At 43.7% G+C, this 17,541-nt stretch carries 13 protein-coding genes; 5 read left to right on the forward strand and 8 right to left on the reverse strand.

The annotated features are described in order from the left end of the window. Window positions 1–388 precede the first annotated feature (388 nt). Entirely contained in the window at window positions 389–1,318 is a 930-nt protein-coding gene (locus NST31_RS08755; protein WP_339165067.1) for a manganese-dependent inorganic pyrophosphatase, read from the reverse strand. Window positions 1,319–1,447: 129 nt separating this feature from the next. On the opposite strand from NST31_RS08755, the gene NST31_RS08760 reads away from it, so the two are divergent. Beyond that, on the forward strand, window positions 1,448–3,445 hold the full coding sequence (locus NST31_RS08760; protein ID WP_339165069.1) for a penicillin-binding transpeptidase domain-containing protein: 1,998 nt from the start codon (window positions 1,448–1,450) through the stop codon (window positions 3,443–3,445). A 175-nt stretch (window positions 3,446–3,620) separates the two neighbouring features. Here the strand turns inward: NST31_RS08760 and NST31_RS08765 are convergent, their stop codons facing one another. The 4 genes from NST31_RS08765 to nadB all read right to left on the reverse strand — a co-directional run bounded on the left by NST31_RS08765 (window position 3,621) and on the right by nadB (window position 8,546). Further along, complete coding sequence (locus NST31_RS08765; RefSeq protein ID WP_339165071.1) at window positions 3,621–4,460, reverse strand: S-adenosyl-l-methionine hydroxide adenosyltransferase family protein; 840 nt, start codon at window positions 4,458–4,460, stop codon at window positions 3,621–3,623. 510 nt (window positions 4,461–4,970) lie between these two features. Then, the gene (gene nadA, locus NST31_RS08770; protein WP_339165072.1) at window positions 4,971–6,077 is read right to left on the reverse strand and encodes a quinolinate synthase NadA; all 1,107 of its coding nucleotides are present in this window, start codon (window positions 6,075–6,077) and stop codon (window positions 4,971–4,973) included. 71 nt (window positions 6,078–6,148) lie between these two features. Next, window positions 6,149–7,000 carry a carboxylating nicotinate-nucleotide diphosphorylase gene (gene nadC, locus NST31_RS08775; protein ID WP_339165074.1) on the reverse strand — a complete coding sequence of 284 codons (852 nt, stop codon included), beginning with the start codon at window positions 6,998–7,000 and terminating at the stop codon, window positions 6,149–6,151. Next, complete coding sequence (gene nadB / locus NST31_RS08780; RefSeq protein ID WP_339165076.1) at window positions 6,969–8,546, reverse strand: L-aspartate oxidase; 1,578 nt, start codon at window positions 8,544–8,546, stop codon at window positions 6,969–6,971. The genes nadC and nadB overlap by 32 nt, the downstream gene beginning before the upstream one ends. Before the next feature lie 505 nt (window positions 8,547–9,051). Here nadB and NST31_RS08785 point away from each other — a divergent pair. Next, window positions 9,052–10,170 carry an IscS subfamily cysteine desulfurase gene (locus NST31_RS08785; protein ID WP_339165078.1) on the forward strand — a complete coding sequence of 373 codons (1,119 nt, stop codon included), beginning with the start codon at window positions 9,052–9,054 and terminating at the stop codon, window positions 10,168–10,170. Window positions 10,171–10,740: 570 nt separating this feature from the next. Here NST31_RS08785 and yhfH read toward each other — a convergent pair. Then, entirely contained in the window at window positions 10,741–10,869 is a 129-nt protein-coding gene (yhfH, locus tag NST31_RS08790; RefSeq protein WP_077113204.1) for a protein YhfH, read from the reverse strand. A 747-nt stretch (window positions 10,870–11,616) separates the two neighbouring features. After that, window positions 11,617–12,099 carry a hypothetical protein gene (locus NST31_RS08795; RefSeq protein WP_077113203.1) on the reverse strand — a complete coding sequence of 161 codons (483 nt, stop codon included), beginning with the start codon at window positions 12,097–12,099 and terminating at the stop codon, window positions 11,617–11,619. 138 nt (window positions 12,100–12,237) lie between these two features. On the opposite strand from NST31_RS08795, the gene NST31_RS08800 reads away from it, so the two are divergent. From NST31_RS08800 to NST31_RS08810, 3 genes are read left to right on the forward strand one after another with little or no spacing between them, the layout of a single operon-like run. Beyond that, window positions 12,238–13,803 carry a spore germination protein gene (locus tag NST31_RS08800; RefSeq protein WP_339165081.1) on the forward strand — a complete coding sequence of 522 codons (1,566 nt, stop codon included), beginning with the start codon at window positions 12,238–12,240 and terminating at the stop codon, window positions 13,801–13,803. Next, window positions 13,800–14,891, forward strand: a complete 1,092-nt coding sequence (locus NST31_RS08805) for a GerAB/ArcD/ProY family transporter (RefSeq protein WP_339165083.1) — start codon at window positions 13,800–13,802, stop codon at window positions 14,889–14,891. The genes NST31_RS08800 and NST31_RS08805 overlap by 4 nt, the downstream gene beginning before the upstream one ends. Beyond that, on the forward strand, window positions 14,888–16,126 hold the full coding sequence (locus NST31_RS08810; RefSeq protein WP_077113201.1) for a Ger(x)C family spore germination protein: 1,239 nt from the start codon (window positions 14,888–14,890) through the stop codon (window positions 16,124–16,126). The genes NST31_RS08805 and NST31_RS08810 overlap by 4 nt, the downstream gene beginning before the upstream one ends. A gap of 941 nt (window positions 16,127–17,067) precedes the next feature. Here NST31_RS08810 and NST31_RS08815 read toward each other — a convergent pair. Beyond that, the gene (locus tag NST31_RS08815; protein ID WP_077114552.1) at window positions 17,068–17,451 is read right to left on the reverse strand and encodes a 5-carboxymethyl-2-hydroxymuconate Delta-isomerase; all 384 of its coding nucleotides are present in this window, start codon (window positions 17,449–17,451) and stop codon (window positions 17,068–17,070) included. Window positions 17,452–17,541: the final 90 nt, after the last annotated feature.

Consider the following 17,541-nt stretch of genomic DNA (forward strand, 5'->3'; position numbering starts at 1 on the left):
GGCATAACCTTTGTGACGAGCTGACACGATTTCCTCGAAAAAGCGGACTTTGTTGGCTTATCATGCCTCTGAATTCACTCCCTCGAAAAAACAACCGCGCAGAAAAAGCGGGGCTTTTTCAAAGAAAGCGAAGTTTACGGACGCTATAGCTGGACAACGCCAGTCGCCGGTCACCTCGCGCGAATATTCATACAAATATTATATTTCGCACCTTGTAAAGTAAACTTGCCAGCGCAAAGCCTTTAAGAGTGCTAATGGCACTTCTACTTTGGGATACACATTTTCATTTTTTACGCTAACCATTCATCACTGATCATTTGTGAAAAGGGCTTTGACTCGCAAAGCCCTGCTGCTGTTTTAATGTGATGCCTTTTTTCAATCCCGTTCCTTATTTGCTGAGTGCTTCTGTTAATGATGGAACGATTTGTTTTTTCCGGGACACAACGCCTTTTAACACACATTGATTTTGGTCAAGCGAGACGTTAAAGGCCTGCTCAACCGATTTAGCTGCTTTTCCAGCCGCGATAGCGGTTGAGTCGTTTGTTAAAATGTCGGTCACGACAAAAAGGAAAAGGTCGAGTTCACGCTCGGCGATCACTTTTTCGAGCGCCTCTTCAATTTCAGCTTTGCGCACAAGTACGTCTTCAACACCAACGGCATTGACTTGGGCAATTTCCACTTTTGCTTGTCCCATTTGAAACTGCTTGGCATCTTGCGACAACAATTCATCAACCGATTTTCCACTCACGTCCGCACCGGCTTTAAGCATTTCCATTCCGTATGCTTCCACCTCGACACCCGCTATTGCCGCCAGTTCTTTTGCGGCTTCGATATCACGTTCCGTGCATGTTGGAGATTTGAACAACAGAGAGTCGGAAATAATCGCAGATAACATGAGACCAGCGATTTTCTGTTCAATTTCCACTCCGTGTTCTTCGTACATTTTTTTCAAAATTGTTGCCGTACAGCCGACTGGTTCTGCCCGAAAATAGAGCGGGTCGCTCGTTTCAAAGTTGGCGATCCGGTGATGGTCGATCACTTCAGCAATTTGCACTTCGGTAATGTCATCCGCACTTTGTTGACGTTCATTGTGGTCAACCAAAATAACCTTTTTGGCTTCGTTGGCCACAGTGTTGACTTCACGCGGTGCCTCAACGTTGAAGTACTTGAGCGCGTATTCCGTCTCGCCATTAATTGGCCCAAGGCGAACAGCCTCAACATTTTCGCCCAATTTCGTTTTCAGATCGGCATAGACAAGTGCAGAACAGATAGAGTCGGTGTCCGGATTTTTATGTCCAAAAATGAGTGTTTTTTCCATCGCTCTTCTCCTTACTCTCTTTATATATGATTTCGTCAATACCATTTATTTTAACATATTGAATGAATTTTTCCCTGCTTTCAACCCCCTATAATGTTAAAATAACACAATAGAGGGGGCGAATGAGCGATGAAAAAATGGATCGTTATGCTGTTTGTATTAGTGGCCGGGCTCACAATGGCCGCTTGCAATAAGGGGCCACAACCTGAAGAACGGTTTGCTGCGTATATTGATGAATGGAACGACCAGGATTTTAATAAAATGTATGATTATCTTTCGGCAGATGCCAAGGAAAAAGTCTCCAAAGAGGATTTTACGAATAGATATAAAAAGATATACGAAGACTTGAACATTAAAAATGTAAAAATAACTTTTAAAAAGCCTGAAGAAGTGAAGGAAAAAGATGGTAAAGTCCAGTTTCCTTTTTCAGTCCAAATGGACAGTATTGCGGGCAAGATTTCATTTGACCATAAAGCAGTACTCACGGAAGAGGAACAGAATGACAAAAAAAGCTGGTATGTAAACTGGGATACGACGTATATTTTTCCCGAGCTTGAAGAAGGCGATAAAATCAGCCTTTCCATGACACCTGCGAAACGCGGGGATATTGTGGACAAGAATGGCGTCGGCCTTGCCGTTACAGGAAAAGTGTCGGAAGTCGGAATCATTCCTGGAAAAATGGAAGACCAAGAAGAGGAAATCATTACGAAAGTAGCTGAGTTGCTTAGATTGGAACCTGAGAACATAAAAAAAGAATTATCTGCATCATGGGTACAGCCGGAACATTTTGTACCGTTGAAAAAAATACCGGGTGATGATACGGAGTTGCTTGAAAAAGTAACAAGCATTCCTTCCGTTAGTAACCGAAGCGTGGAGGCACGGGTTTATCCTCTCGGGGAGGCAGCGGCCCATTTGATCGGCTATGTGGGTCCGATTACGGCAGAGGAGCTGAAAAAGGCCGGTTCCGGATACCAATCATCCGACGTAATCGGAAAAAGAGGCTTGGAGCAGGTTTTTGAAAAACAACTTAAAGGAGAAAACGGTGTCCAAGTTTTGATCAAAAAAGAAGACGGCTCTGAGGCCATGCTGGCGGAAAAACCTGTAAAAGACGGAGAAAGCGTGCAATTGACAATCGATTCAGGTTTGCAACAATCCGTTTTTAACGAGTTGAAAGACCAAACGGGATCGGCCGCCGCCTTGCATCCGGTAACGGGCGAAACGCTCGCTTTAACAAGCAGCCCAAGTTTCGATCCAAATATGCTGTCTTTAGGCGCGAGTGCCGAAGAGTGGAAAGCATTACAAGAAAACGACAAAGAGCCGCTCCTCACCCGTTTTAAAGCATCTTTCGCACCAGGTTCGGTGATGAAGCCGATCACCGCGGCGACAGCCCTTGAATCAGGGGCAATCGATTGGAAAAAAACGTACGATATTAACGGCAAGTCCTGGAAAAAAGATTCCTCTTGGGGCGGGTATTCCGTTACCAGAGTGACAGAAGCAAATGGTCCGGTCAATTTGGAAAAAGCGCTCATTTTATCGGACAACATTTATTTTGCGATGGCGGCCCTTGACCTGGGAAAAGATAAATTTACGAAGGGGTTACAAACGTTTGGGTTTGAAGAAGACATTCCTTCCTATGGATACCCGCTTGAGCAATCGAAAATCGGAGACATCGATTCTGATATTGCATTGGCAGATTCCGCGTACGGACAAGGAAAGATCCAGATGAACATTGTTCATTTGGCCGCAACATACACTCCTTTTGCGAACAAAGGGAACATGATTCAGCCAATATTGGTAAAAGGAGAAAAACCAGGAACCGTTTGGAAAGAAAAAGTGATGAGCGAACAGACAGCCACAGCTATTCAAAATGCGCTAGTGAAAGTCGTAGCAGATCCTAGTGGAACAGCACGTTCGGCGAGAATACCTAATTATCCGCTCGCGGGTAAAACAGGAACGGCCGAGTTAAAAGCAAAACAAGGGGAGAAAGGAAAAGAAAACGGCTTTTTCGTGGCATACAACCCGGAAAATCCCGAGCTGCTTATCGCCTTGATGGTCGAGGGTGTTGAAGGCCGGGGCGGTTCAGAAATTGCCGTCAACAAAGTGAAAAAGATATTTGAGGGGAAATAAAGAAAAGGGATGGCCTTTTGGGGGTCGTCCCTTTTTGAACACATATTTTTCTTTGAAACGGTAAATAAGAATGGACTGCCCGGTTGACTACCGAGCCACACCCGCTGTCTTTTTTAAGTCTGCCTACTGGTCAAACCAGTACTAAGTCTGTTTACTAGTCAAAGTATGTCCAGCACTAAGCTTTCTCTATTTCAATTCTCCAATGAATGCCCGTTCCGATGCCATATTTTTCAGCAAAAGATTGTTGATTAATGGCAATAGCCACATTATCGAGCGAATTAATATATACGAGGGGCTCCCCTTTTTTGGTGGCCGCAAACGAGCGTCCGTAAATCATGGTTTCGTTATATACTAAAATAGAATTGTGCTTAATGGCTACATTTACATGATCATTGTAGTCGATGTTCAAATCAATGAGCGAAGGTCTGCTAATATTCGTCCAAAGATTGCCGTAACGAACATCCAACACATCGATCATTCCGTATACTTTGCCGTTTTTTCGGTATGCGTCGATATAAGGCAGTGTCACAATGAGACCCAGATCCAGCTTTGGACCCACTTCCTCAAATGTCATTTTTCCCGAAGCGAGACGCGCGCCAGTATAGGCATAAATGTCCCTGCCATGAAATGTATGGGAAGCACCAGAGTTTGGAAGCCGGTTTATCTTTTCATCGATGAGTCTTAATTCCTTGATGCCGATTTCTTTATGAACGTGAGTAAGCGTGCCGTTGTCCGGTGTCACGACCCAATGATTGGAAGCCGTTCGCGCGACGACACTCCGACGGTCTGTTCCAACCCCGGGGTCCACCACCGATACGAAAACCGAATTTTCCGGCCAGTATTCAATTGTCTGCAACAGCCGGTAAGAGCCTTCCCATATATCAAAAGGAGGAATTCTATGAGTCAAATCAAATATTCTGATGGCCGGATCAACACAATTGGCCACGCCGTACATAGCGCAGACAGCACCATCTGCCAATCCAAAATCCGATTGAAAAATTAAGGGGTTACTCACCGCTTTCTTCCTCTCCCGTGATGTATTTGGGCTTAAAAAAATGTTGCGAATAATACGCTATCTTAATACACGGCAAGCCCTTTGTCAAAAGGTCTCCGCCTATTTTACACACTTTTTTCCAATTGAAAGTGCGCGAATTTATTGCGGGAGAGATGAAAGCATAGTATCCTTCATCTATTTTTGATACAGGATGACCTTTTTGAATACAAACGAGTCAAGGTTAAATGAAAAGGATGAGCCCGGACCCAACAATTTGATCAGGCCACTCTTCATACCTTGCGCAATTTCTGATCAAGTAAAGAGAATCATTTCTGGAATAATCTAAGCTAAATGAAGGGCATGAGCCCGGACCCAATAATTTGATCGGGCCACTCTTCATACTTGCGCAATTTCTGATTAAGTAGAGAGTATCATTTCTGGAATAATCTAAGCTAAATGACAAAGGGCATGAGCCCGGGACAATTCCAGGTTCATGCCCCAACAACTTACTTCACATCCGCACCATTCTGATCAAGATCGTTCCAGCATCCGATCCAGTGCCATTTTGGCATAGGTCGCTGTTTTATCGTCAACTTGAATTACATGATGTCCTTCGCCTTCCATAATTGTATCGAGGCACCAAACCAGGTGCGGGAGATCGATCCGGTTCATCGTAAGACACGGACACATGTGAGGATTAAGCGAAATGATGTGCTTGTCCGGGTGTTCCTGTATCAAGCGATTCACAAGGTTCATTTCAGTACCGATGGCCCAGGCGGACCCCGGCTCCGCTTTTTCAATCATATTGATAATGTAGGTCGTGGAGCCCGCCATGTCTGAAAGGGCAACCACTTCACGCCTGCATTCCGGATGAACGATGATGTTCATATTCGGGTAATTTCTTCGGACTTCTTCCATATTTTTCACTGTAAAATTTTCGTGAACAGAGCAATGACCTTTCCAAAGAAGTACTTTGATATTTTCCACCGGTCCATCATACTCCAGTTCATCCGTGATCGGATTCCACACCGCCATTTCATCGAGACTGATGCCCAGACTGTAAGCTGTATTTCTCCCCAAGTGCTGGTCGGGCAAAAAGAGAATCCGCTCCTTTTGTTTGAAGGCCCACTGAACCATTTTTTCAGCATTGGAAGATGTGACCGTGGCGCCACCGTTTTGACCGACGAAAGATTTAATGGCGGCTGTTGAATTAACGTATGTGAGCGGCAAAATGGTGTCGCCAAATATGTTTGTAAGCTTTTCCCATGCCCGTTCCGTCTGATAAATATCAGCCATATCCGCCATCGAGCACCCCGCCCGCATGTCCGGTAAGTACACTTTTTGATCATCAACTGTCAATATATCGGCTGTTTCCGCCATAAAATGAACCCCGCAAAATACGATATGTTCGGCATCGCGATTTTTCTCCGCCATTTGCGCAAGCTGCAACGAATCCCCTCTCGCATCGGCGAATTGGATGACTTCATCCTTTTGATAATGGTGACCGGGAATGAACAGTTTTTTTCCAAGCTGCGCTTTTATATCACGCACTCTCTCCTCCATTTCTTGTGTGGCCATATTCCGATACTTTTCCGGAAGTATATTGGACTGCTTTTCCAACGTTTCAAAAATACTCATACTCTGTCTCCTCCTAGTCTTGATAAATGATGTGATTACAACAAAAATGAGCTTGGACGACACATCCTCCCTCAGGAGGTTTCTCTCATTACACCAATGTCCACTTTTACGCTTATGTCGAACGAGGAAATCGAGTGTGTCAAAAAACCGAGGGAAATATAGTCCACTCCTGTTTCTCCGTATTCTCTGAGGTTATCCATTGTGATACCTCCGGATGCTTCCGTTATGATCCCTTCGGGAACAAGTTTCACCCATTCGCGTATGTCTTCGGGGCTTCTATTATCAAACATGATGACATCAGCTTTTGCTTCAACAGCTTCAATCACTTGTTTTTTTGTCTCTGTTTCTACTTCAATGTTGATCATATGGCCTGCGCTTTCCCTGATAGCTTGAACCGCTTTTTTTATTGATCCGGCGAAGGCGATGTGGTTGTCTTTGACCATTGCCCCGTCGTACAGGCCATACCTATGGTTGTAGCCACCACCGCAACGGACGGCATATTTTTCAAGCATTCGCAATCCGGGTGTTGTTTTCCTCGTATCGCATACTTTTGCCTTGGTTCCGCGCAGCGTTTCAACCGCTTTACCTGTTTTGGTCGCGATACCGCTCATCCGCTGAACCAAGTTCAAGATGACACGCTCACCTTTTAACAAGCTTTCGATTGGTCCGGAAGCAATGGCCAGCCGCTGTCCCCGTTCAACGCGCTTTCCGTCCTTCACGTTTGTGTCAAGCCGAATCGCCGGGTCCAATACCGCGTATCCGGTTTGAATCACATCTTCTCCGCAAAAAATCCCCTCCTCTTTTGCAATAAAAACGACTTGGCCAAGCTCCCGATGTGCGAAGATTTGACTCGAGACGTCACGGTCGCCGATATCCTCCAAAAAAAATTGTTCAAGTAGCAACCGAAGCTTCAGTTTGTTCATTTTGTCCCATCCTTTTTCTGCATTGTATAATTCTTTTTCCAATCCATACGTGATTATTTTCACAAGGAAAGTCGAGCCGAAAATGACCTCCCCTGCTTTCAGTTCTTTTTAAAGCGGAATCTGCCACGAGCCAGGCGGTAATCCCCATGAAAACCCGCTCTATCTCTTCCGGCTTCAAGTCGTCCAAACTTGCGGACAACCATTGCCTGATTCGAGCATTTTCCAACCAGTAAATGTGTTTTTGCAAGCCGCTTTCCGTCCGGGCTATGCCAACGTGATCCATCATCGACCTCTGGATGTCTTGCTTTTTCGGCAAACCCTCTGGTGGACGAACAAACTTCTGCTCTGGCTCTGCATATAAAAAAGCTTCTTCTTTAATAGGATTTGCCTGTACCCATTTGGCCAGGCTTTTCCCCATAAACAGGCCCTCCAGCAACGAATTGCTTGCAAGCCGATTCGCGCCGTGAAAGCCTGTTGTAGCGGCTTCTCCTATCGCGTACAGTCCGGAAACATTCGTCCTGCCGAGCAGATCCGTTTTGATGCCGCCCATGAGAAAGTGGCTTCCCGGTGCAACCGGAATTCCGTCATGCCAATTGACGCCATTTTTTTCACAAAGAGAAGCGACTGTCGGAAATCTTTTCGAAAAACTGTCCACACACGACACATCAAGAAATACAGGATTGCTCTCCCGCAAATGGTGATATATGGTTTGCGCTACGATATGCCTTGGCGCCAAATCGCCAAGTGGATGAACACCGTTCATGATAGGTCGGCCAGTATCATCCACGAGTCTTCCTCCTTCTCCACGGACCGCTTCCGAAATAAGGCCGCGGGTCTGCCCATTGATATATAAAAGTGTTGGATGGAATTGAATAAATTCCATATCGGTCAATTTGGCTCCGGCCCTGTACGCAAGCGCAATACCATCGCCAGTAACGGAATATGCGTTTGATGTATGGGTATACAACTGGCCGCAGCCGCCTGTCGCGACCACTACATGCTTGGCAAAAAAATGCACGACTTTTCCGTTGACATCCTTCGCTTTTGCTCCTGTACATTTCCCGATTACCGAATCTATTATTAATTCATAAGCAAACATATTTTCAAAGACTGTGACATTGTCTGGGAGGTTGGCGACAAAGTGCTCCATAAGCGTTGCCCCGGTAGCATCTCCGCCCCCGTGAACGATTCTTTTTTTACCATGCGCACCTTCCATGCCGAGAACGATTTCTCCTTGTTCATCCCGATCAAAAGGACAACCTTCGTTTACAAGACCACTGATAAGCTTTGGCGCCTCTTTCGTAATAGTGCGGACGACATCAGGATTGTTATGGAAACCGCCGGCTTTCATTGTGTCAGCACCATGTCTTGATGGATGATCAGTCGGACCAACCGCCGCCGCAATTCCTCCTTGAGCCAAGTTTGAATTGCCATCTTTTAGAGAGGACTTTGTGATAATGATCACATTTATATCACTGCGAATTTCCGTCGCCAGCTTTAAAGCGGCGATCCCGCTTCCTATGATTAAGACGCTCGCTTTTTTCATGATTCTCCTCCTGTTTGTTTACAGGTGTCTTGACACATATATTTACATAGATTTACACTTATGACAAGTTCTTTTTTATAAAAAGAAGTTTTTAACAAGAAAAGCGCAAGCACCCGGCCTTAAGCGGGAAGAATGAGAAAGATTACAACGACAGCCACTATAGGAAAATGGCCGTCTGCTCCAACTTTTGAAACTGCCTCTTGAAGATTAAAAAAAATGAGAGCCTCAAGACGATAACGTCTAGCGGCCTAACATCATTCTTTTGAAAAAATTTGCGTTTTTCCTGATGATAACTCTTTTCCCGTAAGAATAAAAACATAAGCGCAAGCGGCAACCATCTCGAAAAAACTGATTTTTTCTTTCGAATGCAGATATACTAATGAGCATTCCTTTTCCTGTCATTGCACCTGCACTGTTGGACATTCTGTCCGAAACATTCTAGAAATAATGTACTTACATGTGTAGTGCTGTATTTGTAGTCAACAACAGAAAGCGGGGGGAAATCGTGCAATATTTTGATTATGCAGCTTCTTGTCCTCTGGATGAAGAAGCGGCCAAAGCATATGTAAAAGCTTCTGCCGAATTTTATGGCAATGCAAGCAGTCTTCATGACATTGGAGACAAAGCCAGACAGCTTTTGGAACATTGCCGGGGAGAATTTTCCCGATTGCTCCGTGTTCCTAAAGATGGCATTTATTTTACAAGTGGGGGGGCCGAAGGGAACTTCCTTGCGATTCAGGCCTTGCTATCGGCTTCTCCTAAAGAAGGAAAGCACATTGTGACCGGCATGGCCGAACATTCATCGGTAGCCAATACAATGAAACTATTAAAAAAATCCGGTTACGACATCACATTTTTGCCGCTTCAACCAGATGGGAAAATCAATCTAAGTGAATTCCAGAGCGCTCTACGTGATGACACGGTGCTTGTAAGCATCCAGCATGGAAATCCGGAGATCGGCACAATCCAGCCTATCAAGGAAATGGCCGCACTTTGCCGCAACAATGGCATTCTTGTCCATAGTGACTGTGTTCAAACGTTTGGCAAAGCAGAAATGTCAACCATTTCTCCTATGGTTGACAGCTTGACGATTTCAGGACACAAGTTTTATGGACCGAAAGGGATTGGCGTTACATACGTCAATCCATCGCTGACCTGGAAATCTTTTTTTCCTGGTACAACACACGAAAGCGGATTTCGTCCGGGAACCGTCAATGTTCCTGCGGTGGCGGCCATGTCTGTTGCGGCCAAAAGAGTAGTCGAACAACAAAGAATACAGGCAGAACATTTTACCCATGTAAAAGAAGCTTTTATTCAATCACTCTCGCCTGCTGAGTCTGCTTTCATCATTTACAATTCCGATTTGCCCTCAACGGTCGGAATGCGGGTAAAAGGGCTGGAAGGCCAATTTGTCATGCTGGAATGCAACCGCCGCGGCTTTGCAATCTCCACTGGCAGCGCCTGCTCCGTACATTTACAAACACCGTCCAAAACGATGACAGCCATGGGCATTACAGGAAAAGAAGCGAAAGAATTTATCCGTATTTCTTTCGGGCGGGAAACTACTGAGGAAGATGTCATACAGCTTGGGGAGACGCTTGTAAAAATAGCCAACCAATACTAGCCGGCTTTCGGATTTTTCCGGAACCGGTCTTTTCATTGCTGGTTTCTTATACTCTATAGCTGTTTTTCTGGGATTTCAGGAACATTCGCTCTTATCTTTTGCATTTCTTCTTATAAAATCGAACGCTTTTGGCTTTCAAATAACGATTTTAAATATATCTCCGTACAGAGAGATGAAACGCTATCCGAATTGGAAGCAGCCATGACGGAATAACAGCATTGGATTCGAGATGTAAGAGCGTTTTTCCAAACAGCGAGCCCGGTATGTGATCAAGTAAAGTAAAAAGACTCTTTTTGCTGATCCTACAAAAAGCAGAGGAATATTGTGGATAAGCCAAAATCAAGAAACTTCCCGTAAAGATAAACGATTATTCGAGGAATCATAAAGAAACTGATTTTGCCATTCCAATCATTGCTGAAAAACCTATGGTGAATTGAATATGGCTTTTTTAAGCGTTCCTCTACTGTTACCTTTTGACAGTATGCTCAAAAAAATAGTCCAAAAGAAAAATCTGCCAATTCATACAATGAAACTGGCAGATTGTTAACATTTCAATATTTTATTCATTTGTTACTCCTCTACTTTGCTTAAACACCGCTCACACTCATTAAAATAGCATTCATGCATTTCTTGCATATCTTCTCCGCATTGGCAACATTGTTTGGCTGGAATGTTCCGGTAAAATTCAATTGGCATCATTGGACGTATCCTCCCTTTTCGTTGTTAAGCATATTGTATTATAACAGATTGAAAATGTCAACATCTGTTATATATCTGTAATGTTTTTTTATGGAGACAAATGTTCCACTTGGTATGATCCGGTTTTCAGTTATGTTATTTCCCTTTCGCTGGCTGCATCATCGTTTATTATTTGACTGCGTCAGTTAATAGGCTGGTACATAAGCAAATACGAAATAGCAAGGGGTCCACTTGGAAGCTGATTCATATTCGTAAAAAATCGCGTGAATAAAACGCGTGAAATCAAGGTTTTTAAACTTGATTCCATGCGGTTTATTTCATTTTTATAAGGTTTTGCCCCGGCACCTATTTGTGTTAAAAAGATCCCTAACATCGCTACGTCAACATATTTCGCTTTCCGCGGGATCTTCAGCTCGAGCTATTCCCGCAGGAGTCTACATATTGCGATTGGTTCACAACATTAGTAGGAGCCCTACTGAATGAAGTTTCACTTTATTGTACGTTTTTTCATTAGCTGATTTAGTTGTGTCCAGCCTCTCTGTTCGCTATCTACGCAGTAGTAATGGCAGACTTTCACCCTGAAGGTACTGTAAAAACAAAGCGCAATTTCCGGGCAAACCATTTACCTCTATTCGTTACCGATAAAGCGGCTGAGCATCCTACATTCTTAGAATGAAAGCTATTTATTGATTGCCTAACAATTGAGAAGTCGATGTTGTCAGGGGATTTCCGACGCCCCCTGACCGATTAGCGGCTCTTTTCTTTTTCCTCGCTCCCTTTCTTCCAAATGTCCCAAATCGCCTTGCCGTCACTATACTGACCTTCGCCATATTCGGTCGGCAGCAGGTCAAAGAAAATATAATAAACGGAAAAATAGACAAATTGATAAAAAAACATGTGCTTCGGCAAATATCCGGCGGAAATAGCCGAATTCACCAAAATAATGGATAACAGATTAAAAATGACTCCTCCGGCCCGAACAAGCGTCTGGGTAATCCGGTTGTTCACCTTTAAACCTTCGTAATAGCTGTAGCAATCAACGAAATATAACATCCGCATCTTAAAGATTCCCAAAGATAAGAGCAATCGGCCCTGCCCCAAGACAACTTTCGCTTTCCCGCCGAAAAGTAACGCGAAAAACAAGTGGCCCGCGGAATGGATGAATGCCACAAGCGGAAGCGTCAGGAAGAATGCCCAAACGAACGTAATCATGTCATTCCAAGTAAACATGAAAGGCCCTCCCCCATAAAAATAATCCGTGCAATCATCCCCTATCACAATCGGCCCAAGATTAAACGTAAAATGCATTTTTTTACAGAAAATGTCCATATTAACAAACATAGTCCATGTTGGCTGGAGGTACGCTCATTGAACTTCTTCAAAAAAAAGCAATTAATGAAAGCTAAACAATCAAAGGATGGGACAAAAAAGGAACAAGAGCTAGAGGTTTTCTCCAATAAAATAACGGAAAACAGAAAGCGTTTTGAACAATTATTTTACTATCCAACGAATAATGCCTTGAAATTCAGGGAGCTGTACATCTCGTCCATCAACCGGCATGCTCTCATTTTATTCGTTGCCGGAGCGGTTGATACGAAGATGATCGATCAGCAAATTATAAAGCCTCTTCTTGAACCACAATCACAATCTACTGTTCGGAATGAAATCAATATCGTAACGGATATTATGCATAATGTCCTGACGACTGCAAGCGGCAAAAAAATAACGAAAATTAAAGAAGCTGTTGAAAATATGTTGAATGGCAGCACTTTGATTTTGATAGATGGGCAAAGAGACGGAATCCTAATTGATACGAACGGTTTTGAAAGCCGTTCTGTAACGGAGCCGACAGCCGAAACCGTTGTGAAGGGGCCTAAAACGGCGTTTATCGAGTCCGCGCAAGTTAACCGTTCCCTTATTCGCCGGCAATTAAAAGATCATCACTTAATAACAGAAATTGTCACTGTAGGGACGAAGTCTCCCCAGCAAGTTTCGGTGCTATACATTCAAAACATCGTGGATAAAGAGCTTGTTGCCACGGTAAAAAAACGAATAGAGGAAGTTCAGCAGGATGCTATACTGGAAATTTCCATGCTGGAAGAAGTGATCGAAGAAAGGCCCAGCTCTTTATTTCCGTCATGCATGACGACAGAACGCCCTGATCGTGCCTGTTCTTTTTTACTCGAAGGACACGTCATTTTGCTGATGGATAACTCTCCCGTCGCATTGGTGACACCCATTACGTTTTGGTCATTGTTCCAAACGGCGGAAGATCAATTTTTGCGTATGCCTTACGGCAATTTTTCACGAATCATCCGCTTAATCGCCTTATTTATCGGCTTGTTGACTCCGGCTTTTTTTCTGGCAGTCACAACTTTTCATCCGGAAATGATTCCGACAGATCTTCTCCTTGCCATGGCTGGAACAAGAGAAAGGATCCCTTTTCCAACTCTTTGGGAGATTGTGCTGATGGAAATAACATTTGAAATTTTAAGAGAGGCCGGAATCAGGGTTCCCACCCCACTAGGCGCCACCATCGGAATTGTAGGTGCCTTAATTCTTGGCCAGGCAGCCGTAGAGGCGAATATTGTCAGTCCTATTATGGTCATTATTGTGTCGATTACAGGCCTGGCCTCTTTTGCCATTCCGGATATCGGCTTGAGTGTGATCGTCCGGATTCTTCGTTTCTGCCTGCTCTTTGCCGCCAATTTTCTTGGCTTCATCGGCATTGCTTTGGCATTGACAGCTATCATGGCCTATGCCGCTTCGCTTAAAGCTTTTGGTGTGCCATTCTTTTCGCCGCTTGCCCCTTATACTCCTTCATCAAAGGACTTGTTTTTGCGCCCGGTTTTAAAGAAACAGTGGCTGAGACCGCAAAACATGTCTCCGCAAAGAAAGATTAGAGCAGCGCCGAAAGGGGAGGAGAAAGAATGATCAAAGCTACCGATGGCAAGCTGGGGACGAGAGAATTGTTTTCCATTATTTTTTTGATGCTGGCCATTAAAGTAACGGACACAACCCCAAGCATTTTCCTAAACACTGGAATAAATGCTGGTTGGATGTTACCCATCTTTTCATTTCTTTTTTTTCTCATTCCCTTCCTTTTGTTATTGGGATTGTTTCGTAAGCATCAAGTCGGGCTGATTGAAATGGCCAATAAATTGACGGGAAAATTTTTTGGGGGCGTCATCACGTTTATATTTATCAGTTTATCTATGGCAACAACTGTAATAAACACCCGCAGTTATGCGGATATTGTCATTACGATGTATTATCCGCACACTTCGGTGTTTATGATCTTGCTGGTTGCGATGGCTACGTGCCTTCTTGTCGCCATCCGCGGTTTGGAAACAATCGGGAGTACAGCCTGGCTAATCACACCAGCTATCCTTGTTTCCGCTGTGCTTCTTATCATTTTTGTAACAAAAGATCTGGATCCGGGGTTTATTTTTCCAATTGCCGGCCCCGGAATGTGGGATCTTATAAAAGGGGGAGTCAGTTACAGCTCGTTTTTGGGAAGCGATATCATTATCCTTTTCCTGCTTGCTCCCTTTGTACGCACTTATAAATCTTTTCAAAAAGCATCCATTTGGAGCTTCAGTGTGAGTTCCGCAAAAATGGTTATTTTTATGGCGGCATTTATTATGATGTTTGACTACCCGTCAGTTGAAAGTATTGCTTATCCGTACCATCACCTGACTAGGTTGGCTGCTGTTGGAGCGTTGTCTAACCATGTGGAAGCTATTTTTCTGGGATTGTGGTTTATGGGGGCGGCTGTTCGTTTTGCCATTTATATTTATATTTGTGCATTTTTACTGGGCAAGTTGATCCGCTTCAACGAATTTGAAGGGCTTTTGCTGCCATTAACAGGCCTGATTATTTTGTTGGCATTAATGCCAGACAATTATTTTCAAGGATTTGAAGCAAGGAAACTGTTATTAAAGATTGGTTCAGGCTTTTTCTTTTCTCTTCCCGTGCTTTTATGGGGAATTGACCGCTTTAAGGGGAGGAAGAAAAAATGAAGCGTTTTTTTCTGCTATTGTTTAGCGCCTTTTCGATTATATTTTTGACAACGGGCTGTGGAGATAAAGAAGAACTGGAAAGGCAGGCCTTTGTCATCGCACTGGGGCTGGACAAAGATGAAAAGGATCACTTGATATCGGTCACCTTTCAGGTTGCCAATCCTCAAGTAAATACCTCAAAAGCCGCGGAAGCACAAAACGAACAGCCGTCTAATATTATATCTGTTTCAGCTCCAGATATATTTTCTGCAAAAGAGCTTACCCAGTCTTCCCTATCCAGAAAAGTTACCTTTGCCCATTTACGGACTATTATTATCGGGGAAGAGTTGGCAAAAACCGATGAATTTCGCCACATCATTGATTCTGCTGTTATTGACCCAGAACTGCGGCGGGAAAGTATTATGATCGTATCGCAAGAAAAGGCGAGTGATTATATTCATAAAAACAAGCCGGCGCTGGAAAGCAGCCCGCATAAATATTATGAATTCATGGAGGAAAGATGGGACAGTACAGGGCTTGTTTCAAAATCCAATTTAAATAACTTTTACCATCGGTCGGAAGGAGAGCTAGCCTTGATCATCTATGCCACAACCAAAAGAAATGAGACCGTTCATACAGATGAAGATACGTATAAGGCCGGGCAAGTTCCTCAAAAAGCCGGGGACCCTGTCCAGATGATCGGTTCTGCCGTCATGCAAAACAGAAAAATGATCGGTACCCTAAACGGGGAGGAGACAAGGATGGCTTTGCTAATAAAGCGGAAATCACCGATAAACTCGTTTGTTGCTTCGTTTATAGACCCTTTAAATGAGAAGTTCAGAATCTCGGCAAGGGTCATAAAGGACGGGCATACAAAAATTAACGTATCTCCTAATCAAGACCCCTTGAAAGTTGCTGTTTCTGTTCCAATCAAATTACAAGTTAGGTCCAACCCCGGGCTCACCAACTATACGACAAATGAAAAGAACCAAACCATTTTAAAAAAGTCGATAGAAAAGCAGTTGGAAAAAGATGCGCTGAAACTGATCAAAAAAACCAAAGTGGAATATAAAGGGGAACCGTTCGCTTGGCACATTAATGCAAGAAAACATTTTTGGACAATGAAAGATTTTCAAAAATATGATTGGGAGAAACACTATCAGCATGCAAAAGTCGATGTGCGCTTTAAAGTAACGATCGAAAACTTTGGGGCGCAAATCAAGCCGATCCCGATAAAACCGTCAGAAAAGGACTGATCGCCCGTGCAATTTTTGTTCATTGGCATCCTTACCTTATTTTTAATGTATTACACATGGGGATTGACCAAGCATGCTTGGAAAGAGGGAAATAAATTTGGAGCGGCTATCATGGCAATCATGACTGCCGCTTTCCCGATCCTTTTTTATTTTAGCGGTTGGAAATAAAGTGAAACTTCATTCAGTAGGGCTCCTACTGAATGTTAGTTGAACCAATCGGGCATTTAGGTGCCGTTTTCTCACACTTGGACCTTTTGTATTTACTCAAGATTTTGATGTGGGAGCCTTACGGCACCTTACATGCGGGATAAAGTGAAACTTCATTCAGTAGGAGGGTTCTTCATCTCCTACTGAATGTTAGTTGAACCAATCGGGCATTTAGGTGCCGTTTTCTCACACTTAGACCTTTTGTATTCACTCAAGATTTTGATGTGGGAGTCTACGGCACCTTACATGCGGGATAAAGTGAAACTTCATTCAGTAGGAGGGTTCTTCATCTCCTACTGAATGTTAGTTGAACCAATCGGGCATTTTAGGTGCCGTTTTCTCCCATTTAGACCTTTTGTATTTACTCAAGATTTTGATGTGGGAGCCTTATGGCACCTTACATGCGGGATAAAGTGAAACTTCATTCAGTAGGAGGGTTCTTCATCTCCTACTGAATGTTAGTTGAACCAATCGGGCATTTAGGTGCCGTTTTCTCACACTTGGACCTTTTGTATTTACTCATGATTTTGATGTGGGAGCCTTATGGCACCTTACATGCGGGATAAAGTGAAACTTCATTCAGTAGGAGGGTTCTTCATCTCCTACTGAATGTTAGTTGAACCAATCGGGCATTTAGGTGCCGTTTTCTCACACTTAGACCTTTTGTATTCACTCAAGATTTTGATGTGGGAGCTTACGGCACCTTACATGCGGGATAAAAGCGAGTCCCGGCATTACTTTTTATATCGTTTATGAATATTGTTCTTTTTATATGTTGGTCTTGTGAATTCGGCTACTTCCATCGATAGAGCAAAGTATCTTTTTTCAAATAAAGCGGCGAAATGATCTTCGATAACAGCAAATAGTTTGTCACAGGCAGCAACAAGCCGCTCTTCGGAGCGGCCTCCGCCAATTTTAAGTGTGACATGTACGAAAGCATCGTTTTCGGTTCCATCCGCAACGACATAATCCTTCAGCTCGACAGCCCTTGTTCGAATCCCCCCGATCGGGAATAAACCGTCATTTTTGAGAAGAGACTGATTGATTTTTTCCAGAAGTTCGCCAATATGCCCTTCTCCTTTTATATTGTCCGTATACTCCACTATGACGTGAGGCATGAAACCCTCCTCCTTTACAGTAAAGAAAACTTGCCTAGTTGCACTTATACTTAAAGCGAGTTACGCTTTCATTCCGTAGAATAAACTTCC

The sequence above is a fragment of the Siminovitchia sp. FSL W7-1587 genome (assembly GCF_037963795.1).
Lineage (GTDB): Bacteria > Bacillota > Bacilli > Bacillales > Bacillaceae_C > Siminovitchia > Siminovitchia thermophila.